Source organism: Streptomyces sp. NPDC048288 (genome assembly GCF_043201555.1).
In the GTDB taxonomy this organism is placed as follows: domain Bacteria; phylum Actinomycetota; class Actinomycetes; order Streptomycetales; family Streptomycetaceae; genus Streptomyces.
The window spans coordinates 253,789-279,936 of sequence record NZ_JBICZD010000010.1; the positions used below are offsets into that span (position 1 = coordinate 253,789).

20 protein-coding genes are annotated in these 26,148 nt (G+C 72.5%); 14 read left to right on the top strand and 6 right to left on the bottom strand.

Features of this window, described 5'->3' with window-relative positions:
• Nucleotides 1–83: 83 nt before the first annotated feature.
• Nucleotides 84–1,442, top strand: a complete 1,359-nt coding sequence (locus tag ACGFZS_RS33400; protein WP_393798215.1) for a TerD family protein — start codon at nt 84–86, stop codon at nt 1,440–1,442.
• Between the two features lie 13 nt (nt 1,443–1,455).
• On the opposite strand, the gene ACGFZS_RS33405 is transcribed toward ACGFZS_RS33400, so the two are convergent.
• Nucleotides 1,456–2,631, bottom strand: coding sequence for a glycosyltransferase (locus ACGFZS_RS33405; RefSeq protein WP_393798216.1), 1,176 nt, complete (start codon nt 2,629–2,631; stop codon nt 1,456–1,458).
• A 57-nt stretch (nt 2,632–2,688) separates the two neighbouring features.
• On the opposite strand from ACGFZS_RS33405, the gene ACGFZS_RS33410 reads away from it, so the two are divergent.
• Nucleotides 2,689–3,480 (top strand): glutamate racemase, encoded by a 792-nt coding sequence (locus tag ACGFZS_RS33410; protein WP_393798217.1) that lies wholly within the window; start codon nt 2,689–2,691, stop codon nt 3,478–3,480.
• A gap of 89 nt (nt 3,481–3,569) precedes the next feature.
• The gene (locus ACGFZS_RS33415) at nt 3,570–4,127 is read left to right on the top strand and encodes a hypothetical protein (RefSeq protein WP_390983555.1); all 558 of its coding nucleotides are present in this window, start codon (nt 3,570–3,572) and stop codon (nt 4,125–4,127) included.
• A gap of 100 nt (nt 4,128–4,227) precedes the next feature.
• Here the strand turns inward: ACGFZS_RS33415 and ACGFZS_RS33420 are convergent, their stop codons facing one another.
• Nucleotides 4,228–5,271 (bottom strand): O-antigen ligase family protein, encoded by a 1,044-nt coding sequence (locus tag ACGFZS_RS33420; RefSeq protein WP_393798218.1) that lies wholly within the window; start codon nt 5,269–5,271, stop codon nt 4,228–4,230.
• A 169-nt stretch (nt 5,272–5,440) separates the two neighbouring features.
• On the opposite strand from ACGFZS_RS33420, the gene lnt reads away from it, so the two are divergent.
• The 4 genes from lnt (at nt 5,441) to ACGFZS_RS33440 (ending at nt 10,552) form a co-directional block, all read left to right on the top strand.
• Complete coding sequence (gene lnt, locus ACGFZS_RS33425; RefSeq protein ID WP_393798219.1) at nt 5,441–7,054, top strand: apolipoprotein N-acyltransferase; 1,614 nt, start codon at nt 5,441–5,443, stop codon at nt 7,052–7,054.
• Nucleotides 7,055–7,121: 67 nt separating this feature from the next.
• A complete protein-coding gene (locus tag ACGFZS_RS33430; protein ID WP_393798220.1) occupies nt 7,122–7,601 on the top strand; it encodes an NUDIX domain-containing protein in 480 nt (159 codons plus the stop codon).
• A 54-nt stretch (nt 7,602–7,655) separates the two neighbouring features.
• Nucleotides 7,656–8,468 (top strand): 3-hydroxybutyrate dehydrogenase, encoded by an 813-nt coding sequence (locus tag ACGFZS_RS33435; RefSeq protein ID WP_393798221.1) that lies wholly within the window; start codon nt 7,656–7,658, stop codon nt 8,466–8,468.
• A gap of 77 nt (nt 8,469–8,545) precedes the next feature.
• Nucleotides 8,546–10,552, top strand: a complete 2,007-nt coding sequence (locus tag ACGFZS_RS33440; protein ID WP_393798222.1) for a helix-turn-helix domain-containing protein — start codon at nt 8,546–8,548, stop codon at nt 10,550–10,552.
• A gap of 40 nt (nt 10,553–10,592) precedes the next feature.
• Here ACGFZS_RS33440 and ACGFZS_RS33445 read toward each other — a convergent pair whose 3' ends face one another.
• The 4 genes from ACGFZS_RS33445 to ACGFZS_RS33460 all read right to left on the bottom strand — a co-directional run bounded on the left by ACGFZS_RS33445 (nt 10,593) and on the right by ACGFZS_RS33460 (nt 15,557).
• Nucleotides 10,593–11,861, bottom strand: a complete 1,269-nt coding sequence (locus ACGFZS_RS33445) for an MFS transporter (protein ID WP_365689172.1) — start codon at nt 11,859–11,861, stop codon at nt 10,593–10,595.
• A gap of 452 nt (nt 11,862–12,313) precedes the next feature.
• On the bottom strand, nt 12,314–13,336 hold the full coding sequence (locus tag ACGFZS_RS33450; protein WP_393798223.1) for a TolB-like translocation protein: 1,023 nt from the start codon (nt 13,334–13,336) through the stop codon (nt 12,314–12,316).
• Between the two features lie 44 nt (nt 13,337–13,380).
• Nucleotides 13,381–14,643, bottom strand: a complete 1,263-nt coding sequence (locus tag ACGFZS_RS33455; RefSeq protein WP_393798224.1) for an MFS transporter — start codon at nt 14,641–14,643, stop codon at nt 13,381–13,383.
• Between the two features lie 26 nt (nt 14,644–14,669).
• On the bottom strand, nt 14,670–15,557 hold the full coding sequence (locus tag ACGFZS_RS33460) for a glycosyltransferase (protein WP_393798225.1): 888 nt from the start codon (nt 15,555–15,557) through the stop codon (nt 14,670–14,672).
• A gap of 295 nt (nt 15,558–15,852) precedes the next feature.
• On the opposite strand from ACGFZS_RS33460, the gene ACGFZS_RS33465 reads away from it, so the two are divergent.
• The 7 genes from ACGFZS_RS33465 to ACGFZS_RS33495 all read left to right on the top strand — a co-directional run bounded on the left by ACGFZS_RS33465 (nt 15,853) and on the right by ACGFZS_RS33495 (nt 26,002).
• On the top strand, nt 15,853–17,292 hold the full coding sequence (locus tag ACGFZS_RS33465; RefSeq protein WP_393798226.1) for a sugar transferase: 1,440 nt from the start codon (nt 15,853–15,855) through the stop codon (nt 17,290–17,292).
• 32 nt (nt 17,293–17,324) lie between these two features.
• Complete coding sequence (locus ACGFZS_RS33470) at nt 17,325–18,374, top strand: Gfo/Idh/MocA family protein (RefSeq protein ID WP_393798227.1); 1,050 nt, start codon at nt 17,325–17,327, stop codon at nt 18,372–18,374.
• Between the two features lie 30 nt (nt 18,375–18,404).
• Nucleotides 18,405–19,379: an SDR family NAD(P)-dependent oxidoreductase gene (locus ACGFZS_RS33475; RefSeq protein ID WP_365689159.1), complete on the top strand. Its 975-nt coding sequence runs from the start codon at nt 18,405–18,407 to the stop codon at nt 19,377–19,379.
• Nucleotides 19,376–20,515, top strand: a complete 1,140-nt coding sequence (locus ACGFZS_RS33480; RefSeq protein WP_393798228.1) for a DegT/DnrJ/EryC1/StrS family aminotransferase — start codon at nt 19,376–19,378, stop codon at nt 20,513–20,515. Before ACGFZS_RS33475 ends, ACGFZS_RS33480 begins: the two co-directional genes overlap by 4 nt.
• Nucleotides 20,512–21,201, top strand: a complete 690-nt coding sequence (locus ACGFZS_RS33485) for an acetyltransferase (RefSeq protein ID WP_393798229.1) — start codon at nt 20,512–20,514, stop codon at nt 21,199–21,201. Before ACGFZS_RS33480 ends, ACGFZS_RS33485 begins: the two co-directional genes overlap by 4 nt.
• On the top strand, nt 21,198–22,316 hold the full coding sequence (locus ACGFZS_RS33490) for a DegT/DnrJ/EryC1/StrS family aminotransferase (protein ID WP_393798230.1): 1,119 nt from the start codon (nt 21,198–21,200) through the stop codon (nt 22,314–22,316). The genes ACGFZS_RS33485 and ACGFZS_RS33490 overlap by 4 nt, the downstream gene beginning before the upstream one ends.
• Before the next feature lie 128 nt (nt 22,317–22,444).
• Nucleotides 22,445–26,002, top strand: a complete 3,558-nt coding sequence (locus ACGFZS_RS33495) for a DUF4082 domain-containing protein (RefSeq protein ID WP_393798231.1) — start codon at nt 22,445–22,447, stop codon at nt 26,000–26,002.
• Nucleotides 26,003–26,148: the final 146 nt, after the last annotated feature.

Here is a 26,148-nt window from a genome sequence, read left to right on the forward strand (position 1 = left end):
GGGTGTTCGCTGTCCCCGGGAATAGGTTGTGCGGGTAGGGATGATCTGGGACCGCCGGGGCGCGCCCGGCATGCCGACACATGATGGGGGCGGACATGTCAATGCCGAAAGGATCGAATACGCCGGTGCCGACCACGGCGCTGCGCGTGGAATTGGGCTGGCGCTCAGGGCCGGGGATCCCCGACGCGGACGCCTCGGCGCTGCTCCTGGTCGCCGGCAGGGTGCGCTCCGACGGCGACTTCGTCTTCTACAACCAGCCCGCACACGCCTCGGGCGCGGTCCGGCACGAGGGCAAGCGGCGGTCCGGCGACCGGGTCACCGACACCCTTTTCGTCGACCTCGCGCGCGTGGAGACCCCGATCGAGAAGATCGTCCTCGCGGCCTCCGCCGACGGCGGAACGTTCGGGCAGGTTCCCGACCTCTATATCGAGGTCCGGGACGGGGCGGACGGAAAGGTCGTCGCCCGGTTCGACAGCACCGGCGCCACGGTGGAAACCGCTTTCGTGCTCGGTGAGTTGTACCGGCGCCAGGGCGGCTGGAAATTCCGTGCCGTGGGACAGGGCTACAGCAGCGGGCTCGAAGGGCTCGCCACCGACTTCGGGATCACGGTGGACGAGCCGCAGCACCAGGCACCGCCGCCCGTGCCGCGCACCGTCCCGCCGGCCGCGGCCGCCCCGCCCCCCGCCGTCCCCCGGGCGCCCGCACCGGCCCCGGTCCCTCCGCCTCCGCCGCCGGCCGGTGCTCTCCCCTTCCCGCAGCACACGGCGCCCACCTCGGCGGGCCTGCCCGTCCCGCCGCCGCCCCCGCAGGGCGCACCGGTGCGGCTGTCCAAGGTGACGCTCACCAAGGCGGCGCCCTCCGTCTCGCTGGCCAAACAGGGCGGCACCTCGGGGACCCTGCGGGTCAACCTCAACTGGCAGGTCCGCAAACAGCTCCCGGGCTGGGGCGGCCGGCGCGGCGGGTCCGACCTCGACCTCGACCTGTGCGCCCTGTACGAACTCGCCGACGGCCGCAAGGGCGTCGTCCAGGCGCTGGGCAACGCCTTCGGCTCCGTGAACCGGCCCCCGTACATCCATCTCGACGGCGACGACCGCACGGGTGCCGTGTCCAGCGGGGAGAACCTCACCGTCAATCTCGATCACAAACAGGACTTCCGGCGCATCCTGGTCTTCGTGACGATCTACCAGGGCGCCTCGTCCTTCGCCGACCTGCACGCCACGGTCACCCTCCAGCCGCAGCACGGCGCCCCGATCGACTTCTCCCTGGACGAGTGCACGGTCCCCTCGACCGTGTGCGCGCTCGCCCTGCTCACCAACACCGGCGGCGACCTCGTGGTCCAGCGCGAGGCGCGCTATCTGGTGCCGGAGCGCGGGGTGAGCCCGCAGCGGACCGTCGACCGCGTCTACGGATGGGGCATGAACTGGACGCCCGGCCGCAAGTGACCGCGGCCGGCGGTCACCCCTCGTCGGCGACCGTGCCGGGGCGCGCGTACGTACGGCCCTTCCAAGCCGCGCCGCGCCCCCGGTAGTGCTGCACCGCCGAGTCCACCGTCATCAGGAGATAGAGGAACGCCGTGAACGGCAGCAGCGGCGCGAGCCACAGCGGCTGCCGGTAGTAACGGAGCATCGGCACGTAGGTCGCGGCCATCACCAGCCAGGCCGCCGCCCCGGCGAGCGCCGTCGCCGCGCTGCCGTCGACCGCGCCCGCCAGCACCGCGGCCGGGGGCACCAGGTACACCAGCGCGAGACCGGCCACCGTACCGAGGAGCAGCAGCGGGTTGTGCCGCAGCTGCGCGTACGCGCTGCGGGAGACCATCCGCCACAGGTCGTGCAGCCGTGGATACGGACGCACGCTGTCCACCCGGTCGGCCAGCCCCAGCCAGATGTGGCCGCCGGAACCCTTCACCGCGCGGGCCAGCGCCACGTCGTCGATCACCGCGTGCCGGATCGCGTCCGGGATCCGCGCCCGGTCCGCCGCGGCCGCGCGCAGCAGGACGCAGCCGCCCGCCGCTGCCGCCGTCCGCGAGCCCTTCCGGCCGATCCGGCGGAACGGATACAGCTGGGCGAAGAAGTAGACGAAGGCGGGCACCACGAGCCGTTCCCAGAGACTCTCCACCCGCAGCCGGGCCATCTGCGAGACCACGTCGAAGTCCCCGGTGCGCGCCGCCGCCACCAGCAGCCGCAGACTGTCCGGCTCGTGCGCGATGTCCGCGTCCGTCAGCAGCAGGAACTCGGGCTCACGCGCGCGTGCCAGGGCGATGCCGTGCCGGACCGCCCACAGCTTGCCCGTCCAGCCCGCCGGCGGCTCACCGGGAGAGTCCACGGTCAGCGGCAGCCCGCCGTGGCGCGCGGCCAGTTCCCGGGCCAGTTCCCCGGTGCCGTCCGTACTGCCGTCGTCGACCAGGAACACCTCGGCGCGCCCCGGATAGTCCTGCGCCAGCAGCGACGGCAGACTCAGGGGCAGTACGGCGGCCTCGTCCCGGGCCGGGACCACCACGCACACGTCCGGCCACTCCCCGGGATCCCGCCGGGGCGGCAGCCGGACGTCGGTGCGCCAGAAGAAGCCCTGGCAGAGCAGCAGCCACAGCCAGGCGGCGAGGGATACGGCGGCGGTCCACGCGATGGCGCTCACCCGCGCAGTCTGCCCCACGGGGCCGGTCCCCAAGGGCCCATCGTCTATCGTGGCCGGGTGAAGATCGCGCTCATCGACTCCGGAATCGGCCTGCTGGCGGCCGCCGCAGCGGTACGGCGGCTGCGCCCCGACGCGGATCTCGTCCTCTCCTTCGACCCCGAGGGCATGCCCTGGGGGCCGCGCACCCCGGAGGGGGTCACCGAGCGCGCCCTGGCCGTCGCCGAGGCCGCGGCCGCCCGCCGTCCCGACGCGCTGATCGTCGGCTGCAACACGGCGACCGTGCACTCGCTGCCCGCGCTGCGCGCCAGTCTGGAGCCCGGGATCCCGGTCATCGGCACGGTCCCGGCCATCAAGCCGGCCGCGGCCGGCGGCGGCCATGTCGCGATCTGGGCGACCCCCGCCACCACGGGCAGCGCGTACCAGCGCGGCCTCATCAAGGACTTCGCGGGCGGTGTGCCGGTCACCGAGGTGCCCTGTTGGGGTCTCGCCGAGGCCGTGGAGCACGCCGACCGGGCGGCCATCGACACCGCGGTCAGCGCGGCGGCCGCGCTCACGCCGGACGAGGTCACGACCGTCGTGCTGGGCTGCACCCACTACGAGTTCCTGGCGGAACGCATCCGCGCCGCCGTGCAGCGCCCCGGCGCCGCCCCCCTCGCGCTGCACGGCTCCGCCGGAGCGGTGGCCGCCCAGGCGCTGCGCCGGATCGGCGCCCGGCCCGCTCCCGAGGCACCGGCCACCGGCACGGTGACCGTGCTGCTCAACGGCCGGGAGGGCGAGCTGCCCGAGGCCGCGCTGACCTACGCCGAGGGCCGGCTGCTGCGCGCGGTCACTCCCGCCGCGTCCCAGTGAACCCTCCGGGGCCGGGGATTCCACCGATGTGAGCAGTCACCCTCCGCGACGCGGTACCCGCGCAGCGAAACCTGAGTAATCTCGTAGACATGAGGGACCATCCCCACGACCGCTCCCCGGACGAGGACGCCCCGCACCCGGACGTCTGGACCGGGCGCGCGACGAACCGGGTCCAGTGGCTGCTGGCGCTGGTCGGTGCGGCCTGCATGGCGCTCGGCATCGAGCTGGCCGTGGACTCCGCCTGGTCCGCCGGCGTCGCCCCGCTGGTGATGTCCGTGGTGGGCTGCATCGCCGCCGGACTGCTGGTCCTCTTCGGCACCCTCGCCTTCGTGCACGTCGACCTGAGGCTCGACAAGGAGTGCCTCGAAGTCCGCTGCGGACACATAGGAGTACCGCGCCGCCGTATTCCGCTCTCCCATGTGGTCGGCGCCGACTTCACCCCGCAGATCACCCCGCGCCACTGGGGCGGCTGGGGCTACCGCTGGCGGCCCGAGAAGGGCACGGCCGTCGTCGTCCGCCGTGGCGAGGGCATCGTCCTGCGCCTGTGGGACGGCCACACCTTCACGATCACCGTGGACAACGCCGAGTCGGCGGTCCGGGCCATCAGGGAACGCCTGCGGACCATCACCCCGGGCACGGCCCACTGACGCGGACCGCAGGCGTGTGGCCCGGCCACATGTGCGGCGAAGACACCTCTCTGTTGCGCGGGACATCCGCGACTCGGCTGCGTCGGACACCCGCGACTCATCAATTGCGTGGGACCCCCGCGACCCACGGTCGGGCCGTCGCCAGGCCAGCCAGCAGGCCCGCGCCCACCGACACCGTGGTGAAGCTCAGCGCGTTGCCGGCCGCCGCGATCACGGCGAGTGCCGTCAGGGCCGCGCCCGCCGTGAGGGCGACCGGTGTGGAGCGGGGCGAGCGCCACAGGGCGTACAGCAGCCAGCAGAACGCGGTGACCAGCAGGAGAACGCCGACCAGACCCTGTTCGGCGGCCTGCTGGAGCGGCGCGGAGTGCGGTTTGCCGTCGGGCAGCAGCGCGTCGGACGCGGCGCCGCTCAGCTCGCCGAAGCGCCCGGGGCCGATGCCGGCGGCGGTGTTCCGGCGGGCGAGGTGCAGGGCGTCCCGCCACAGCTGGACGCGGTGCGAGCCGAGGGGGCCCTCGAGAGCGGAGGCGAGGCCGGCGGGCAGCGCGTCCGCGGCCACCGCCCAGACCGTGCCGGTGACCAGCGCGGTCGTCAGGGCCAGTCCCGCGATGCCCGGGCCCCGGCGGCGCATCCGGCCCGCGGCCAGCGAGCACAGCAGTACGGCGGCACTCGCGGCGCACCCGGCCGCCGAACCCATGGCCGCCCCGGCCACCGCGATCCCGGCGGCCAGCGTCCGCAGCGCGAACCGCAGCGCCGGGACGGGCGTCGCCCATGCGGCGCAGCACACGCCACCCGTCGCGAGGGCCAGCAGCGCGGCGACCGCACCGGCGTGGCCGAGCGGATCCGCGAACTGGGGACCCGGGGCCACCTGGGGCATCGCCACCGCGAGTCCGAACCCGGCCAGCGCGCCGACGCACAGTGCGGCCACCGGCAGCAGCGACCCGGCCATCCGGCCCGCCGCATAGCCCGCGGCCACCGCGAGCACCGCGAGCAGCACGCCCTCGGGCCGCCCGTCGCGCCCGGCCGCCGAGATCAGCGGCCACCCTGCGCAGGCGCCGAGCACCACGACGCCCACCACATCAGAAACGTTTCGTCTGTCGCTGTCCGCCTCCGTGCCGGCAGCGGACGTCGTCCCGGTCGACCCCATCGTCGCCCCCCGTACCCGGTCCCCCGACCTGTGGCAGGCCCCGCCGCCCGCCTCGGCACACCGTAACCGCTGATGACCGCTTTGTGGACGACTTGAGCGGGAACGATGGGGTTCCTGCATGCCGAGACCGTGCTGTCGGCCGCAAGGTCCACCGCCGTACACTCCCCGAGTGACCGTCACCGCAACTTCCGTCGACCAGTCGGACCAGCTCACACCGCGTCCCACGCCCCGCGCGCGCGGCCTCGCGCTGCTCCGCCGCCTGGTCCCGGCCGCCGCCTCCGCGCTCAGCGGAGTGCTGCTGTACGTCAGCTTCCCGCCCCGCCCCCTGTGGTGGCTGGCCCTGCCCGCCTTCGCCGGCTTCGGCTGGGTGCTGCGCGGCCGGAGCTGGAAGGCGGCCCTCGGCCTCGGCTATGTCTTCGGACTCGGCTTCCTGCTGCCCCTGCTGGTGTGGACCGGTGTCGAGGTCGGCCCCGGGCCGTGGCTCGCGCTGGTGGCCATCGAGGCGATCTTCATCGCTCTGGTCGGTGTGGGTATCGCCGCCGTCTCCAAGCTGCCGGCCTGGCCGGTGTGGGCGGCCGCGATATGGATCGCCGGCGAGGCGGCACGCGCGCGCGTGCCCTTCCGCGGCTTCCCCTGGGGCAAGATCGCCTTCGGCCAGGCGGACGGTGTCTTCCTGCCGCTCGCCGCGCTGGGCGGCACCCCGGTGCTCGGCTTCGCGGTCGTGCTGTGCGGCTTCGGTCTGTACGAGGCCGGGCGCCTCGTCGTCGAGGGGCGCCGGACGCGGGAGCTGCGGCGCGGGGCGGCGGCCGTGGCCCTGCTGAGCGTGGCCGTCCCCGTGGCCGGCGCGGTCGCCGCGCGGGCGCTGGTGAGCGACAAGGCGGAGAACGGGTCGGTGACCGTCGCGGTCATCCAGGGCAACGTGCCGCGCGCGGGTCTCGACTTCGCTTCCCAGCGGCAGGCCGTGCTCGACTACCACGTCAAGGAGACGCTGAAGCTCGCGGCCGACGTCAAGGCGGGCAAGGTCGCCAAGCCCGACTTCGTGCTGTGGCCGGAGAACTCCTCCGACGTCGACCCGTTCGCCGACGCGAGCGCGGCCGCCGTGATCGACGAGGCCTCCCAGGCGATGGGCGTGCCCATCTCGGTCGGCGGTGTCGTGGAACGGGACGGCAAGCTGCTCAACGAACAGATCCTGTGGGACCCGGTCAAGGGCCCCACGGCGACCTACGACAAGCGGCAGATCCAGCCCTTCGGCGAGTACCTCCCGCTGCGCGGACTGGTCGGCGCCATCAACAAGGACTGGACCAGCATGGTCCGCCAGGACTTCAGCCGGGGCACGAAGCCCGGTGTCTTCGACATCGACGGCACCAAGGTCGGCCTGGCCACCTGCTACGAGGCCGCCTTCGACTGGGACGTGCGGGACACCGTCACCCACGGCGCCGAGATGATCTCCGTGCCGAGCAACAACGCCACCTTCGACCGCAGCGAGATGACCTACCAGCAGCTCGCCATGTCCCGCATCCGCGCGGTCGAACACAGCCGGACCGTGACCGTGCCGGTGACCAGCGGCGTCAGCGCGATCATCATGCCGGACGGGCGGATCACCCAGAAGACCGGCATGTTCGTGCCCGCCTACCTGGTCCAGAAGGTGCCGCTGCGCACCTCCGAGACGCCCGCGACCAAGCTGGGCATCCTGCCCGAGATGGCGCTGCTGCTGGTCGCCGCGGGCGGCGTCGGCTGGGCGATCGGGGCCGGGGTGCGCGCCCGGCGCGCCGGTGACGCGTAGCCGTACGCCCGCCGTACGCCCCGTGGCTTCGGCGGGGCCCGGGGAACCGGGCCGTTAGGGTCGCCTCATGGCTACTCCTGACTTCATCCGCGAGATCCGGGCCTCCGCCGGCCACCAGCTGCTGTGGCTGCCCGGGATCACCGCCATCGTCTTCGACGACGAGGGCAGGGTGCTCCTGGGCCGCCGTACGGACACCCGCAGATGGTCGGTCGTCGGCGGCATCCCGGAGCCGGGGGAGCAGCCCGCGGCCTGCGCCGTGCGGGAGGTCTACGAGGAGACCGCGGTGCGGTGCGTCGCCGAACGCGTGGTCCTCGTCCAGGCACTGAACCCCGTCACCTACCCGAACGGCGATGTCTGCCAGTACATGGACATCACCTTCCGCTGCCGGGCCGTCGGCGGCGAGGCCCGGGTCAACGACGACGAGTCGCTGGAAGTGGCCTGGTTCGACGTGGACGCCCTGCCGGAACTCAACGAGTTCGGGGTCTTCCGGATCAAGCAGGCCCTGTCGGACGCACCCACATGGTTCGACGCTACGACCTTCAGCTGAAGTATGTGGGCTGACCCTATGTGGGCCCGGGGGAGGCCCGCCTAGGGTCGGATCATGAGCTCGCCCAGCGCCCTCCCGGGCCCGCATCCCACCGCCCTCGACCTCCGCGGCCGCACCGCCCTGGTCACCGGCGCCGCCGGCGGCATCGGCCGGGCCTGCGCCCTGCGTCTCGCGGCCGCCGGGGCGCGGGTCAGAGCCGTGGACCGGGACGCGGCGGGGCTGGCCGAACTCGTGGACGCGGCCGGACGGGCTCCGGGAGCGGCGGACGGAGCCGTCGAGCCGTACGTCCTGGACCTCACCGACCTGGACGCGGCCGAGCGGGCCGCCGCCGGCACCGACGTCCTCGTCAACAACGCGGGCATCCAACTCGTCCGCCCCATCGAGGAGTTCCCGCCGGACGTCTTCCACACCGTGCTGACGGTGATGCTGGAGGCCCCGTTCCGGCTCATCCGGGGCGCCCTGCCGCACATGTACGAGCAGGGCTGGGGGCGGATCGTGAACATGTCCTCCGTCCACGGGCTGCGCGCCTCGGCCTACAAGTCCGCCTATGTGGCCGCGAAACACGGACTGGAGGGACTGTCCAAGACGGCCGCCCTGGAGGGCGCACCCCATGGGGTGACCTCGAACTGTGTGAACCCCGGCTATGTGCGCACCCCACTCGTCGAGAAGCAACTCGCCGACCAGGCCCGGGCGCACGGCATCCCCGAGGAGCGGGTGCTGTCCGAAGTACTCCTGACGGACAGCGCCGTGCGGCGGCTCGTCGAGCCGGAGGAGGTCGCCGAGGCGGTGGCCTACCTCTGCGGTCCCCACGCCTCCTTCGTCACGGGCACCTCGCTGGTGCTCGACGGCGGCTGGACGGCTCACTGAGGGGCCGCGCACCCGGACGGTCCGCGAGTTTTCCACAGGCCCGACGGGCCCGAGCGGCGATGCGGAATCCTGTGACCATGTCTCGCGATCACGTGCAGTCCGCCAGGAGGCCGGCCCCGGCCGACGCGGTCGGCGCCCGCCACGAGGGCGCCCCGCCACCCGGGGGCGCCGAGTCGGCGTACCTCGAACTGCTGGCCGGAGGCGCCTCGGTGGAGGCGTACGAGCAGCCGGTGCTGGTCGCCCGCGCCGAGGGCCGGGCGCCGGAGCGGATCGCCGCGCTGGAGCGGGCCAAGCTCCTCGCGCTGCGGGTCCGCGGTGAGCTGGAGGGCAGACGGCGGCGTGAGGCGGAGCTGTCCGCACTGTTCGAGACCGCGCACGACCTGGCGGGACTGCGGGACGTGGACGCCGTGCTTCAGGCGATCGTGCAGCGCGCCCGGTCGCTGCTCGGCACGGACGTGGCCTATCTGAGCCTCAACGACCCGGCACGCGGCGACACCTATATGAGGGTCACCGAAGGGTCGGTCGCGGCCCGGTTCCAGCAACTGCGGCTCGGCATGGGGGAGGGGCTCGGCGGGCTCGTCGCCCAGACCGCCCGGCCCTATGTCACCGAGGACTACTTCAAGGACGACCGCTTCCAGCACACGCTCACCATCGACGCCGGGGTGCGTGACGAGGGCCTGGTCGCCATCCTCGGGGTGCCGCTCATGCTGGGGCCGCACGTCATCGGCGTGCTGTTCGCCGCGGACCGGCGGGAGCGGGTCTTCGAGCGGGAACAGATCGCGCTGCTCGGCTCCTTCGCCGCGCTCGCCGCGGCCGCCATCGACACGGCGAACCTGCTCACCGAGACCCGTTCGGCCGTGGCCGGTCTGGAGCGGGCCAACGAGATCATCAAGGACCGCAGCGCGGCCGTCGAACGCGCCTCGGACGTCCACGACCGGCTCGCCGAGCTGGTGCTGCGCGGCGGCGGGGTCCAGGACGTGGCCGCCGCCGTCGCCCAGGTCCTGGACGGAAAGGTCGAGTTCGCCGACACCCGGTTCGCCGACACCTCCGACACCCGGTCGGCCGACACCGCCGACCCCCGGTCGCTGGAGACGTCACGCGTGGAAGGACATGCCGTGCGGCACGGCGACGACTGGATCGCCGCGGTCGCCGCGGGCGGCGAACTCCTCGGCGCGCTGGTGCTGCGCGGCCGGGCGGACCTCGACCCGGTCGACCAGCGCACCCTGGAACGCGCCGCCATGGTCACCTCGCTGCTCCTGCTGGCCCGCCGGTCCGCCGCCGACGCCGAACAACGGGTGCGCGGCGAACTGCTGGACGACCTCCTCGACGCCCGGGACCGCGATCCCCGTCAACTGCGCGACCGCGCGGCCCGGTTGCACGCGGATCTCGACGCCACCCATGTCGTGCTCGCCGCCCGGCTGGACGGCCCGGCGGCCGGTGCCGGGGACGAGGCGGCCGCCCGCCGTCGGCTGTGGTCGGCCGCCTCCCGCCTCGCCACCGCCCGGCACGGCCTGGCCGCCGCCCGCGACGGCGGCACCGTCCTGCTGCTGCCCCTCGACCCCGGCGACAGTGCCACCGAGGTCGCCCGGCGCACCGCCCGCCGGCTCGGCACCGCCGTCCACCAGCCGGTGACCGTCGGTGCCTCCGCCCCCGTCACCGACCACACCGCCCACCCCGAGAGCGTGGCTGCCGCGTACGCCGAGGCCCGCCGCTGCCTCGACGCGCTGGACCTCCTCGGCCGCGGCGGGGACGGCGCCGCCGCCGAGGACTTCGGCTTCCTCGGCCTGCTCCTGGCCGGGGAACGGGACGTCGCCGGGTTCGTCACCCGCACCATCGGCCCGGTCGTCGCCTACGACGAGCGGCGCGGCACGGAACTCCTGGACACCCTCGACGCGTACTTCGCCTCGGGGATGAGCCCGGTCCGCACGAAGGACGAACTCCATGTCCATGTGAACACGGTCGCCCAGCGGCTGGAGCGCGTCGCCCGCCTCCTCGGCGACGACTGGCAGTCGCCGGCACGGGTCCTGGAGGTCCAACTGGCGCTGCGTCTGCACCGGTTGGGGGCGGCACCGGGGCGCGGCTGATCCGGGACCGGGGCCCGGCGGCCGGTGGCAGCGCCGTCCGTCACTGCCGCGCGGCGACCATGCGCAGGGTGGCGTCGTTGCGGAGCCTGACGAACGTGGCGACCAGGGCGAGAGCCTGGACGAGAGCGCAGACCAGGATGACCTTGCCGAGGTGCGAGGGCGGCGTGAGTGCCACGAGGACGCCTGCCGCCGGGAAGGGCAGCAGCAGGAGGAGCATGGTCAGCGAGAGCGTGGCACCGAGGGCGTGGGGCGGGATGATCAGCGAGCGCACCGTGCGCAGCACGACCGTGAGGCCGCCGTCCCCGGCCATGAAGATGGCCACCAGGACGGTGTACGAGGGGTAGGACGGGGCCTCCGCGACGGCCAGGCACGCGGCGGAGGCGAGCGTCGCGGACACCACGCCCACCGCCCAGAGGTCGAGGCGGCTCAGCACGAGCCGGCAGCAGGTGATGGCCAGCAGGGTCGCCACGGCGGCGGCGGACCACATGGTGCCGACGTCGGCGGCGGAGCGGCCGAAGGTCTCCACCACGATCACCGGGCTGGCGGACTGGAGCAGGCCGAGGGCGAGGTTGGAACAGGCCAGCCCGGCCACCAGCCAGCTCAGGGCGGGCAGCGTCAGCAGTGTCCGCAGGCCGAGGCGGAGCGCGCGGTCCTTTCCGGCGGCGTCGGCCCGGACGACCCGCAACGGGGTCGGCGGGGTCTGCAGGCCGAGCACGGCGGCGAACAAGGAGATCGCGCTGAGGCATCCGAGCATCCACTCCGGTCCCGCCAGCAGCAGGAAGCCCGCGAGCAGCGGACCGCCCACCGCGGCCGTCTGGTCGATGCCGACGAGGACCGCCTGGATCCCGTGCGGCCGCGCCTGGTCGCGCCGGGTGACGATCGCGCCGACCGCCTCGTTGGCGACGAATCCGAACTGGGAGAGGGTGCCGGTGACGGCCGCCAGCACCAGCATCACCGCCGTCTCGGCGGTGCCCCTCGGCAGCATGACCAGGGCGACCGCCGAGACCGCCACCACCGTGGCCCGGGCGAGCGAGGCGATGAAGCAGACGACCGCCGCGCCCCGGCGGTCGACCACCTTGCCGGCGAGGACGAACGCCGCGATCCGCGGAGTCCACTCCAACGCGAACGCCAGCCCCGTCAAGGACGCGGAACTGGTGATGGTGAGCACCAGAAGCGGCATCGCGTACGTAGCCATCGAAAAGGCCAGCGCGTCGCTCACGCGCGGAGCATAGATTCGCCGAAAGAGACTGCCGGACGGAACAGCGGCATGCCGGCCCGCGGGCCGGTTCTCGTGCACGGTGATGGCCACGAAAGAGGGAGACTTTCGGTGAGGGGGGAGATAGTGCGAGAAGGGTGGGGGGATAGCGGTTGCCCGTTTACCCGCACCGGAAATGCGGGTGCGGAAATTGAACTACGCCGCGGCGGGTTGTCGTGATGGTTGTTCAGGACAGTCCGTGGCGTGCCGAGTCGTGTCCCCGCCCGTCACGACGCGCACGTGGGACACCTGGCCTCCGCTCTGAGGAAGGGTGGGGGACTGGCGTGCGAGCACGGGCAGTTGACGGCTGCACTATAGCGCTCTCCCGGCGGCTGTGACGTATCCGGCCTGGGGGTCTTCCGGGGAACGGAGTCATGGCGTTCTCCGGCCTGAACGCCGTTATTGGTGCCCAACCCTTCAATTCGGGCACTGTTCCCTGGAGCGGCCCAGTGGGACGGAATATGTGCGGAGATCGTCAGCTGTCGTAAATGCCGCAAAGATGGGCTCTAAAGCGGCGCCGGGGAGGACGCTCCCGCGATCAGCAGGCGGGGCTTTCCGGTGCCGTCGGCGGGGACGGACCAGAGGTCGGTGCTCTTGACGTCGCCTTCGGAGGGGAGCGCGTAGGCGACGGTGCGGTCGTCGATCCAGGTGGCCTGGTCGTCGACGCTGTGGCGTTCGGCGAGCGGTGTCTCGCGGAGGGTCTTCAGATCGAGGACGTACTCGTGCCAGAGGTCGGTGCGGGAGAGCACCCGCTTCTTGAAGGCGACCCGGGTCCCGTCGGGGGAGAGCGAGGGGCACTCCACGTTCTCGACGAGGGTGGTGACCGTCTGCCGGGACAGCGAACCCCGCACCAGGTAGGTCTTGTTGGCGGTGTTGAGGGTGGCGTAGAAGGTGTCGTCGTCGGCGGCGAAGGTGACGCCCCAGAAGTTGACGTCCGAGGCGTGGTAGGACTTGCCGTCCTTGGTGATGGCGAAGGTCTCCAGGCTGGGCGTCAGCTTCATGGTGCGGGTGTCCAGGACCGAGGTCCGGGTGGAGAAGAAGGCGGACGAGTAGGACTCGCCGGAGACGAAGACGGTCCAGGCGACGAAGCGGCCGCTGGGCGAGACCCGGGCCCGGCTGGGGGTGCCGGCGAGCGGGAAGGTGCGCCTGGTGCGCAGGTCGGCGTCGAGGAGCAGGGCCTGGTTGCTCTGCTTGAGGACACCGGGGTTGGACTGCAGGCAGACCCCGGTCCCGGCCGCCGCGTAGAAGCGGACGCACTTCAGGCCGGAGGCGGTCCGGCCGCCCCCGGGGTCGGCCGAGGGGACCGAGGCGAGGGCGGTGCGGTGCGGTCCGGCGGCCGCGTTGACGAACATCAGCCGGCTCTTCTGGTCGAGCGTCGGCCTGCCCGCGCTGACCGTGGGGTCGCCCGCGTGCGGCTGGTTCGCCCGGTCCGCGCGGGCCGCGGCGTGCAGGACCACGCCGGTGCCCACGCCCGCGAGCACCAGGACCGCCGCGAGGAGGACGAGCAGACGGCGGCGCATGGAAGTCATCTGGTTCCCTTGGTTCCCTGTGGTCTTCGGTGGGGCGGTGGTGGTCATCGGGTGCCGTCGGCCGGGCGCAGCACCAGGCCCGCGACGGCGGCGCAGCAGAGCAGGCCGACGGCCGCGCCGGCCAGCGCGGGGCCGTCGCCCCACACCGTCCAGGCGGCGCCGAAGGCCAGCGAGCAGCAGAACCGGGCCAGTGCCTGGCTGGTGCCGACGATGGCGAGTCCGCTGGCGCGCAGCTGTTCGGGCACGATGCCGGCGAGGGCCGCCGGGAGCACCCCGTCGGTCGCCGCGTAGAACGTGCCGTGCAGGGCGAGGACGAGCGGGACCAGGGCCGATACGGCCGGGGCCCACAGCAGGAGGGCGTAGGCGGTGAGCAGGGCCGCGTGCCCGGCGAGGAACACCGTGCGCCGTCCGATCCGGTCGGCGAGCGAGCCGAGCGGGACGGCCAGCAGCAGGAACACGACGGCGGTGCCCAGCGGGAGCAGCGGGAACCACTCCTCGCCGATGCCGGCCCGCCGCTGCAGCAGCAGGTAGACGAAGGCGTCGCTGACGGTGGTCAGGCCGAGCAGCGCGGCACAGCCGGCCAGCGCCCGGAGCCGGGGGATGCGCAGCAGCGCGAGGGCTTCACGGACCCGGACGGGAGGCTTGGCCTCGCTCTCCTCCGCTGCCCCGGTCCGCCGTCTGCCCGGTACGAACAGCACCAGCACCAGCACACCCAGGACGGCGACGCAGGCGCTCACCCCGAACACCGCGTCGTAACCGTCCGCCGCCGCGTGCAGGATGAGGAAGGCCGCCAGGGGGCCGAGCATCGCGCCGGTGGTGTCCATCGCGCGGTGCACGCCGAAGGCGCGGCCCTGGCGGGCGGCCGGGGTGGACAGGGAGATCATCGCGTCGCGCGGGGCGGTGCGCAGGCCCTTGCCTGTCCGCTCCAGGGCGAGGACCGTGCCCAGGGTGCCGATGCTGCCGGCGAACAGGAGCAGCGGCTTGCACAGCGCGGACAGGCCGTAGCCGAGCCCGGCGAGCAGCTTGTGGTTGCGCACGCGGTCGGCGAGGTGGCCGCCGGTGAGCTGGACCAGCGCGCTGACCCCGTTGTAGACCCCGTCCAGGGTGCCGAACCCCAGCGGGCTGAAGCCGAGCGTGGTGACGAGGTAGAGCGGCAGCACGGCGGTGACCATCTCCGAGGAGATGTCGGTGATCAGGCTGACCGTGCCGAGGACCAGCACGACCGGGGCGACGCCGCGCCCCGGCCCGCGTCTTCGGCCCTGGTCGGTGTCCGCCTGGACGGGCTGCGAACGGTCGGTGAGATACAAGGAGGGAACCCCCGGGTGCGGTGCGATCAGTTCTGCCGGCTGCTCTCGTCCCGTAGCCAGGTGCCGAAGTCCTGGGCCCGGACGGCCTTCGCCGCCTTGCGCCGGGCGGCGACCGCCGCCGAGAGGAAGACCACCATCGCGACGAAGAGCCTCGGTTCCCGGCGCAGCAGCGCTTTCAGGTCGGCCTTGCTGGTGCGCGCCGAGGCCCCCTGCGGCCCCTGGTGCTGTTCGACCTGGGCGGTGGAGACCGCCGCCCGGACCCGCCGTCTGATCAGATCGCGCCAGGTGCGCGGGGGTTGGATCACCACACCGGCCGTGTCGACCACGCGCCGCTCCTCCGCCGCGAAGGCGAGGGACGCGGCGAGGTCGTCCGCCATCAGCGGCGGCAGCGCGGCGAGCCGGGAGTGCCCGGCCTTGGAGACGGCGATGACCCCCCGGCCGAACAGGCCTTCGCGTACGGCGGGCAGCCGCTGCCACACCTGGTAGTAGGCGCGCACCCGCCAGGCGCAGGAGGCCAGCGGGATCCGGCGGACGGGGGCGGTGGCCAGGATGCCCGAGGCCGCGTCGGCCAGCGGCTCGGTCAGCGCCCGTACGTCGGCGCCCGCGATCACCACGTCGGCGTCCACGTACAGGCGCGGGAAGCCGCGCGCGTGATCGTCACCGGCGCGCAGCGCCGCGTGCTTGGACGGCACGGGTATCTCCACCACCCGGACGCGCGGGCCACGGGCCGCCGCGATCTCGGCGGTGTCGTCCGTGCAGCCGTTGCACACGACCACGATGTCGGTGTCGTCCGCGAAGTCCCCGAGGCCGCCGGAGCCACCGGAGCCCGTGGGTCCGGAATCGGCCAACAATGAATCGAGGAGCCGGCCGATGACGCGGGCCTCGTTGTGGGCCGGGATCACGATGCTGGTCACGGGGGCAGTATGCCGTCGGCGTCACTATTGCGACATGTGTTTCGTCCAACTGTTCCCGAGACTGCGCGGCGTGGTCTAGATTGATGGCCGCCGGACCGGTTTGGGTGGGGAACTCGTTCTTGACTGCACGTCATGGACCGGCCGTTGAACGGATCTGAACAATCAGAACAACCAGTACGTACCAGCATGCCGGGGGCATGAAGCGGTTGGGGAACCGCTGAAGCTCCCTCGCTTTCCAGTGCCGCTCGTCCAGGGCACTTCGGTCAGGGGTAGCCGCGCATGTGGTGGGGGGCGCATGACCATTGAGGTCACGCATGAGCAATCGGTCGTGGAACGCAGACTTCCACAAGGCCGCCGAAGACGGTGGGAACGCAAGTACCGCATCGTCCTGCTGGTCGCGGACGGCCTCGCTGCCGTCGCCGCGGCCTTCCTGGTCCACGCGGCCTACGGCCGCTGGGCGGTGGCCCTGGTGCTGCCCCCGACCTGGATCGTGGCCATGTTGGCCCACCGTTCCTACGACCGGGGCACACTCGGTCTGGGGACCGAGGAGTACCGGCGGGTACTCCGGGGGGCCGTCGCGCTGCCGGCACTTGCCGCCGTCGCGTACTGGCTGTTCATCCACGATTCGGGGCTCCTTCATGACATGATCATGGCGGCGGCACCTGCCGCCGCGATCGCCCTCGCGGTCCGCTACACGCTCCGCCGCCGGCTGCACCGGCGCTGGGCCCAGAGCCGGGACGGCAGCGCGACACTCCTGGTCGGGCCGTCACGGGGCATCGTGGAACTGGTCGCGGTGCTCAGACGCGGCGGCACCCCGAAGCTCCAGGCCGCCGGAGTCTGCCTGACCGACCCCGAGAACGCCCGCGAGATCCGCAAGCTGGGGCTGCCCGCCCTCGGCGGCGTCGGCGGCATGAACGACGTCGTCCGGGCCCTGGGCATCAACACCGTGGTGGTGCTGCCCGCCCCCGAGTTCGACGCCTCCGTCCTGCGCCGGATGTCCTGGACGGCGGCCGTGCAGGGCGTCGACTTCCTGCTGGCCCCCGTCCTGACCGACGTGGCCACCGCCCGGCTGGCGGTACGGCCCACCAACGGGGTGCCGCTGGTACGGATCAAGCCGCCGAACCTCTCCCGGCTCTCCCGGCTGCCGAAGGAACTGCTGGATCGTTCCCTCGCGGCGGTACTGCTGCTCCTGCTCGCGCTGCCGATGCTGGCGATCGCGCTCGTCGTCCGCCTCGACAGTGCCGGACCCGCCCTCTTCCGGCAGCAGCGGGTGGGCCGCTACGGCGACCACTTCACCATGCTGAAGTTCCGCACCATGCGGCCCGACTCGGAGGCCCTGCGCGCGGAACTCGAACACCTCAACCAGAACAGCGACGGGCTGCTGTTCAAGGTGAAGGAGGACCCGCGCATCACCCGGGTCGGCTCCTTCCTGCGCCGCAGCTCGCTCGACGAACTCCCGCAGCTCCTCAACGTCGTCAAGGGCCAGATGTCGCTCGTCGGGCCCCGGCCGCCGCTGCCCGAGGAGGTCGAGGAGTACTCGGCGGACATCAAGCGCCGGCTGCTGGTGAAGCCCGGCCTCACCGGACTGTGGCAGGTCAGCGGACGCTCCGACCTGCCCTGGGACGAGGCGGTCCGGCTCGATCTCGGATATGTGGACAACTGGTCGATGGGCCTTGACCTGTCGATCCTGGCGCGCACCGGGGCCGTGGTGGTGCGCGGAACGGGGGCCTACTGATGGACCACAGGAATCAGCGGAAGAGGCAGACAGTGACGCAGGAGCCGTTGGGGGTCGCGGTCGTCGGGGCCGGCTACTGGGGCCCCAACCTCGTACGCAACTTCCAGGCCAGTGAGGGTTTCCGGCTGCGCTGGCTCTGTGACCTCGACGTGGACCGGGCCCGGCGGGTCCTCGGCGGCTACTCGACGGTCGAGGCCACCGCGGACTACGCGGCCGTCCTCGCCGACCCCGCCGTCGCCGCCGTCGCCGTGGCCACGCCCGCCGGCACCCACCTCGACATCGCCCTGGCCGCCCTGCGCGCCGGGAAGCACGTCCTCGTCGAGAAGCCCCTCGCGGCGACCTACGCCGACGGGATGCGGCTGGTGACCGAGGCCGAGGAACGCGGCCTCACCCTGATGTGCGACCACACCTACTGCTACACCCCGGCGGTGGGCCGGATCCGCGAACTGGTCCGCTCCGGCGAACTCGGCGAGATCCACTTCGTCGACTCGGTCCGCATCAACCTCGGGCTCGTCCAGAAGGACATCGACGTGCTGTGGGACCTCGCCCCGCACGACCTGTCCATCCTCGACTTCATCCTCCCGGCGGGCGTCGAACCGGTCGCCGTCGCCGCCCACGGGGCCGACCCGATCGGCGCCGGACAGGCCTGCATCGCCTACCTGACCCTCCAGCTCAACACCGGCGCCATCGCCCACGTGCACGTCAACTGGCTCTCCCCGACCAAGGTGCGGACCACCATGGTGGGCGGCTCCAAGCGCACCCTGCTCTGGGACGACCTCAACCCGCTGCAGCGGGTCTCGGTCTACGACCGGGGCGTGGACATGGCCGCACCGCAGGAGATCGGCGCGGACGAGCGCCGGGAGATGCTCATCTCGTACCGCTCCGGGGACATGGTCGCGCCCGCCATCGGTGAGAAGGAAGCGCTGCGCAGCATGGTCGACGAGTTCGGCGACGCGATCCGCGGGAGCCGGGCGCCGCTGACCGACGGCCGGGCGGGCCTGCGCGTACTGGACATCCTTGAGGCGGCTTCCCGCAGCCTCGAGTTCAAGGGCGCGGTCGTCGGCCTGCGCGCCGGGCGTTGACAGAACCACTTCGCTGAAAGGCAAGAACAGTTGAGCAGCGTACGCGGCAAGAAGATCCTGGTCACCGGGGGAGCGGGCACCATCGGCTCCAACCTCGTCGACCTGCTGGCCGAGGGCGGCGCCCGCGAGGTCGTCGTACTCGACAACTTCGTGCGCGGGCGGCGGGCCAACCTCGCCCAGGCCCTGCCCAGCGGCGTCGTGGAGATCGTCGAGGGCGACGTGCGGGACGCCGACACCGTACGGAAGGTCACCGAGGGCGCCGACCTGGTGTTCCACCTCGCCGCGATCCGCATCACCCAGTGCGCGGAGGAGCCCCGGCTCGCCAACGAGGTCCTGGTCGACGGCACCTTCAACGTCCTGGAGGCGGCGGCCGCGGCCGGCGTCGCCAAGGTGGTCGCCTCGTCCTCGGCGTCCGTCTACGGCATGGCCGAGGAGTTCCCGACGACCGAGCGCCACCACCCGTACAACAACGACACCTTCTACGGCGCCGCGAAGGCCTTCAACGAGGGCATGCTGCGCAGCTTCCACGCCATGTACGGCCTGGACTACGTGGCCCTGCGCTACTTCAACGTCTACGGCCCCCGGATGGACATCCACGGCCTCTACACCGAGGTGCTCATCCGCTGGATGGAGCGCATCGAGGCGGGCGAGCCGCCGCTGATCCTCGGCGACGGCACCCAGACCATGGACTTCGTCGATGTCCGCGACATCGCCAGGGCCAACGTCCTGGCCGCCGAGTCGGACCTCACCGACGAGGTGTTCAACGTGGCGAGCGGTACGGAGACCTCGCTGAAGGAACTCGCCGAGGGGCTGCTGGAGGCGATGGGGGCGGAGGGAATGGAGCCGGTGCACGGGCCCGCCCGCTCGGTGAACTCGGTGGTCCGCCGGCTCGCCGACACCTCGCAGGCCGCCGGGCGGCTCGGCTTCACGGCCGAGATCGACCTGCGGACCGGGCTGCGCGACCTGGTCCAGTGGTGGCGCGCGGAGCGGGAGGCCGCCCAGTGAGCACCGACCGCATCCCGGTGATGATCCCCTGGCTCGGCGAGGAGGAGGCCCGGGCCGCCTCCGACGCGGTGCTGTCCGGGTGGGTCGCCCAGGGCCCCCGGGTCGCCGCCTTCGAGAAGGCCTTCGCCGAGCGGGTGGGCGCCGAGCACGGCATCGCCGTCAGCTCCTGCACCACCGCCCTGCACCTCTCCCTGGTCGCCCTGGGCATCGGCCCCGGCGACGAGGTCGTGGTGCCCTCGCTGTCGTTCATCGCCAGCGCCAACGCCGTACGGTACGTCGGTGCCGAGCCGGTGTTCGCCGACGTCGACCCGGCCACCGGCAACCTGACCCCGGCCACCGTGGACGCGGTCCGCACCGCGCGCACCAGGGCCGTCCTCGCCGTCCACCAGGGCGGCGTCCCGGCCGATGTGCACGCCCTGCGGGCCGCCTGCGCCGACTGGGACCTGCCGCTGGTCGAGGACGCGGCCTGCGCCATCGGCTCCACCGTCGGCGGGAAGCCCGTCGGGCACGGCGCGCTGCTCGCCGCCTGGTCCTTCCACCCGCGCAAGCTCGTCACCACGGGCGAGGGCGGCATGATCACCACCGACGACGCCGAGTGGGCGGCCCGGCTGCGCCGGCTGCGCGAGCACGGCATGAACGCCTCGGCGGCCGACCGCCACGCGAGCAACAAGCCGGTCCTGGAGAGCTATCTGGAAGTCGGCTTCAACTACCGGATGACCGATGTCCAGGCCGCCATCGGCCTGGTCCAGCTCGGCAAGCTCGACGCGATGATCGCCCGCCGCCGCGAACTGGCGGCCCGCTACGACGCGTTGCTGCACGACGTCCCCGGCCTCACCCCCGTACGCGACCCCGCGCACGGCACGAGCAACTTCCAGTCCTACTGGGTGCTGCTGGACGAGGACTTCCCGGCCGGCCGGGACGACGTCCTCGCCGCGCTCTCCGAGGCGGGCGTCTCCGCCCGGCGCGGGATCATGGCCGCGCACCTCGAACCCGCCTACGCCGACCACCCCCGCGCACCGCTGCCGGTCACCGAACGCCTCACCCGCGACTCGCTGATCCTGCCGCTGTTCCACACGATGACCGAGGCCCAGCAGGACCGCGTCGTCACCGCCCTGCGCGAACAGGCCCGAAGATGACCGGACTCGTGATCGTCGGCGCGGGCGGCTTCGCCCGGGAGACCGCGCAGGCCGTGGCGGACGCGGGCGAGTTCAAGCTGCTCGGGCACCTGGACGACAACCCCGCCCTGCACGGCACCGACGTGGACGGCGTGCCCGTCCTCGGCGGCTGCGACCTGGTCCACGAGCTGGCCGGCGCCCGGGTGGTGATCTGCGTCGGCAACCCCCGGGACTACGCGGCCCGGGCCCGCCTGGTCCGCCGGCTCGCCCTGCCCGCGGACCGCTACGCCACCGTGATCCACCCGACGGCCTCGGTCTCCGCGACCTCCGAGATCGGCCCCGGCACGGTCCTGCTCGCGCACTGCGCGCTGACGGCCGCGGTGCGGGTCGGCGCGCATGTCGCCGTGATGCCCCAGGTCGTCCTCACCCACGACGACGTGGTCGAGGACTTCGCCACGCTCACCTCGGGCGTCCGCCTCGGCGGCGGAGCGCGACTGGAGCGGGGCGCCTACGTCGGCTCCGGCGCGCTGGTCAGAGAGGGTACGACGGTCGGCGCCTGGTCGCTGGTCGGGATGGGCAGTGCCGTACTCGGCGACGTACCGCCGGGCGAGGTCTGGGTGGGGAGCCCGGCCCGACGGCTGCGCGCGGCGGAACCGCCCGCGCTGGAACAGCTGGCGACAGAGACAGTGGGGGGACCGCTGACATGAACCAGATTCCGCTCGTGGACCTCAAAGCGGCCCACGAGGAGGTCGCCCACGAGGTACGGGCCGGATTCGAAAGGGTCCTGGCCAACACCGCGTTCGTCGGCGGCGAGGAGGTGCGCCGGTTCGAGCGCGCCTACGCGGACTTCGGCGGCGTCGCGCACTGCGTGGGCGTCGCCAACGGCACCGACGCCGTCGAACTCGCCCTGCGAGCCAGCGGGGTCGGTCCCGGCGACGAGGTCGTGGTGCCCGCCAACACCTTCATCGCCACGGCCGGCGCGGTCGCCCGGATCGGCGCCCGCCCGGTCCTCGCGGACTGCCTGCCCGACAGCCACCTGCTCGACCCGCAGGCCGCGCTCGACGCGGTCGGCCCGGCCACCCGCGCCGTCGTCCCCGTCCACCTCTACGGGCAGATGGCCGACGTCACGACGCTGAGCGACCGGCTTCCCCCGGAAGTACCGGTCGTCGAGGACGCCGCCCAGTGCCAGGGCGCGACCCGCGACGGCCGCACCCCGGGCAGCGGATCCATCGCCGCCACCAGCTTCTACCCGGGCAAGAACCTCGGCGCCTACGGCGACGCGGGCGCGGTGCTCACCGACGACGAGGCACGCGCCGACCTGGTGCGGGCGATCGCCAACCACGGCGGGGTCGCCAAGTACCGCCACGACGTGCCCGGCTTCAACAGCCGCCTGGACGGACTGCAGGCCGTCGTCCTGCGGGCGAAGCTGGCACGGCTGGCGGAGGGCAACGCGGCCCGCCGGGCGGCCGCCGCCCGCTACGACGAACTCCTCGCCGACCTGGCCGCCGACGGCCGGATCGTCCTGCCGGTCACCGCACCCGGCAACGTCCACGTCTGGCACCTGTACGTCGTCCAGGTCGCCGGCACCGACCGGGACGACGTCGTCGGCAAGCTCAACGCCGAGGGCATCGGCGCCGGGGTGCACTATCCCGCACCCGTCCACCTGACACCGGCGTACCGCCATCTCGGGTACGACCGGGGCGACTTCCCCCACGCGGAGCAGGCCGCGGACCGGATCCTGTCGCTGCCGCTGTACCCGCAGATCACCCCCGACCAGCAGCGGCGCGTCGTGGACACGTTCACCGACGCGCTCGGCGGCTGATCCCCACGGCTTCAAGCGCCACCCCCCGCTTCATCTCGGCCCCACGGGCCGGACCAGCACAGCACCGCTGAGAGGTACACATGGAAAAATGGAGCAGACGGATCCGGGGCGGGCGCCTCGCCGTCGTAGTGGCATTGATACTGGCGGTGCTCCCGCTGGCCGGGTCCGCCCATGCGGCGTCCGATCCGTGCGGGTCGGGCTCCAACCCGATCGTCTGCGAGAACTCCAAGACGGGCAGCCCCAAGACCGACTGGTTCTCGCCCAACGCCTACGGTGACATCCAGGGCTTCACCACCAAGGAGAGCGTCCAGGCGGGGGACACCGTCCAGTTCAAGGTCCAGTCGAAGACCCCGTACAACGTCCAGATCTACCGGCTGGGCTGGTACGGCGGCGACGGCGCCCGCCAGATGTCGACCGCGGCCCAGGCGGCCGTGACGTACCCGGCGAACTACACCTCCTCGCCCGCCAGTTGCACCACCAAGAGCAGCACAGGGCTGGTCGACTGCGGCAACTGGCCGGTGACCGCGACCTGGACCGTGCCCAGCGACGCCGTGTCCGGCCTGTACATCGCGAACCTCACGCAGACCGACGGCGACGGCCTGATGCCGTACCCGTTCGTCGTCCGCAACGACTCCAGCACCGCCGACATCGTCGTACAGACCAGTGACCAGACCTGGCAGGCGTACAACGACTACGGCGGTCAGGACCTGTACGGCGGCACCGGGCCCGCGCCCGACGGCCGCGCCTACGAGGTCAGTTACAACCGGCCGCTGGACATCGGCGGCGACAACGGCATCTACGGCTCCGAGTACATGATGCTGTCCTGGCTGGAGCGCAACGGCTACGACGTCACCTACACCTCCGGTGTGCAGGTGTCCTCGTCGAGCGGCGCCACCCAGCTGGAGAAGCACAAGGTGTACCTGTCGTCCGGCCATGACGAGTACTGGACGCAGAGCCAGTACTCCAACGTGCTCGCGGCGCGGAAGGCCGGTGTGCGGGAGGGCTTCTTCAGCGGCAACGAGGTCTTCTGGAAGACCCGGCTCGCCCCCAGCATCGACGGCACCAGCACGGCCGACCGCACCCTGGTCTGCTACAAGATGACCAAGATGGCGCAGGGCAACGGCGTCGCCGACCCCAGCGGCCAGTGGACCGGCACCTGGATGGACCCGACCAGCACCAGCTACGGCCAGTCCTACCAGCCGCCGAACATCCTCACCGGCTCCATGTTCACGGTGAACGGCTACCGCAGCGACGCCATCACGGTCCCCGGCTCCTACGGCAAGAACCGCATCTGGCGCAACACCTCCATCGCGAGCCTCACCTCCAGCCAGACCGCCACGTTCCCGACGGGCACACTCGGCTACGAGTGGGACAGCGACATCGACAACAGCACCAGACCCGCCGGAGCCATCGACGTGTCGTCCACGACGGTCGACATCGAGGACGGCAAGCTCCGCCAGGACTGGGGCAACATCTACGGCAACGGCACCGCGACCCACAACCTCGTCGAGTTCCGCGACCAGGACTCCGGAGCCCTGGTGTTCGGGTCGGGAACCGTGCAGTGGTCGTGGGGCCTGACCGACGTCCCCACCTACAACGCCGACGACACGGTGGTCACCGAGGACTCCCGGATGCAGCAGGCGACGGTGAACATCCTCGCCGACATGGGCGTCCAGCCGCTGACCCTGCAGAGCAACCTGGTCGCCGCCTCCGCCTCCACCGACACCACCGGACCGACGATCACCGTGACCAGCCCGGACTCCGGGGTCACCGTCCCGGCGCTGAAGGCGGTCACCATCAAGGGCACCGCCGCCGACACCGGAGGCGTCGTCGCGCGGGTCGAGGTGTCCACGGACGGCGGCACGACCTGGAACGCCGCCACCGGTCTGACGTCCTGGAGCTACAGCTGGACCCCGACCACCCCGGGCTCCGCGTCCATCAAGGTCCGCGCCGTCGACGACAGCGTCAACATCGGCACCGTCACCACCATCCCGGTGACCGTCGGCCCCCAGGCCTGCCCCTGCACCATCTGGCCCGCCTCGGCCGTGCCCGGCACCGTCAACGCCGGTGACGGCGGCTCGGTGGAGCTCGGCGTCAAGTTCCGCACCACCGTGGCCGGTTCGATCACCGGAGTGCGCTTCTACAAGTCGCCCGTCAACACCGGCACCCACATCGGCAGCCTGTGGACGGCCTCCGGCACCCGCCTGGCCACCGGCACCTTCACCGACGAGACCGCCTCCGGCTGGCAGCAGCTGAACTTCTCCACCCCGGTCACCGTCAAGGCCAACACCACCTATGTCGCCTCGTACTTCGCCCCCAACGGCGGATACTCCTACGACCCCTCGTTCGCCAGCAGCGGCGCCGGCCTGGCCCCGCTGACCGCGCTCCAGACCGGCGTCGACGGCGGCAACGGCGTCTACCACTACGGCTCGACCAGCGCCTTCCCGTCCTCGGCGGCCTCGGGCAGCAACTACTGGGTGGACGTGGTGCTCGACACCTCGACCGCCAGTACGACCCCGCCCACCGTCTCCTCCGTCTCCCCGACGTCCGGAGCGACCGACGCGTCGATCACGGCGCCGGTGTCGGCCACCTTCAGCTCGGCCGTCGACACCGACAGCGTGACCTTCACCCTGAAGGACGCCGACGGCAACACCGTGCCCGGCGCCGTCACCTTCCCCGCGTCGAACAAGGCGACCTTCACGCCGTCGACGGAGCTGGACCTGCACACCACGTACACCGCGTCCGTCCAGGCCTCCGACGTGTGGGGCAACGCCATGACGGACCCGGTGACCTGGTCGTTCACCACCAGCTCCACACCACCGGCGGTCACCTGCCCCTGCACGCTGTGGAGTTCCTCCGCCACACCGGCCACCGCCGACATGACCGCCGACCCCAACTCCGTGGAGCTGGGCACCCGGTTCACGTCCTCCGCGGCCGGCTGGGTCACCGGTGTCACCTTCTACAAGGGCACCGGCAACACGGGCACCCACACCGGCAGCCTGTGGACCGACGACGGCACCCTGCTCGCCAGCGGCACCTTCACCAACGAGACGGCCTCCGGCTGGCAGACGCTGACCTTCGCCACCCCGGTGGCGATCACCGCCGACACCGCCTACGTCGTCTCCTACCACGCGCCGAACGGCAACTACGCGGTGGACGGCGGCTACTTCGCGGCAGCCCACAAGTCCTATCCGCTCACCGCCACGGCCGACACCACCACCCACCACAACGGGCTCTACAAGTACGGCACCGACCCGGCCTTCCCCAACGGTTCCTACGGATCCTCGAACTACTGGGTGGGCCCCGTCTTCACCGCCGACGACCCGAGCGCGTCCCTGTCGGCGTCCGTCGCCGCCTCGGAGGTGACCGCGTCCTCGGTGGCGCACACCGCCGACGCGGCCAGCGCCCTCGCCCTGACCGTGCCCGCCAAGTCGGCGGTGTCGTCCGTGACGGCGACCGTGACCGTCCTGAAGGGTACCCAGGCGGCCAGGAAGCTCCACGTCACGGCCGTCGTCTCCTACAACCGGGCGACCCACAGGGCCACCGTGCACCTGTCCGCCCCGCTGCCGGACGGCACCCGGTTCAAGGTCACGGTCACGGCGAAGGACAAGCACCGCAAGACGGTCACGTCCGACAGCTGGACCCTGACCAGCAAGACCACGTTCAAGAAGAAGAAAAAGAACTGACCCGTCCCCACACACCGTCGGGGGGGGGGGCCCCCCCCCGGGGGGGGGCCCCCCCCGGGGGGGGGGGCCCCCCCCCCGGGCCCCCGGCGGGGGGGTGTGGCCGGCACGCACGCACGCCCTTCGAAACCCCCCGGCGGGGGGGCGCG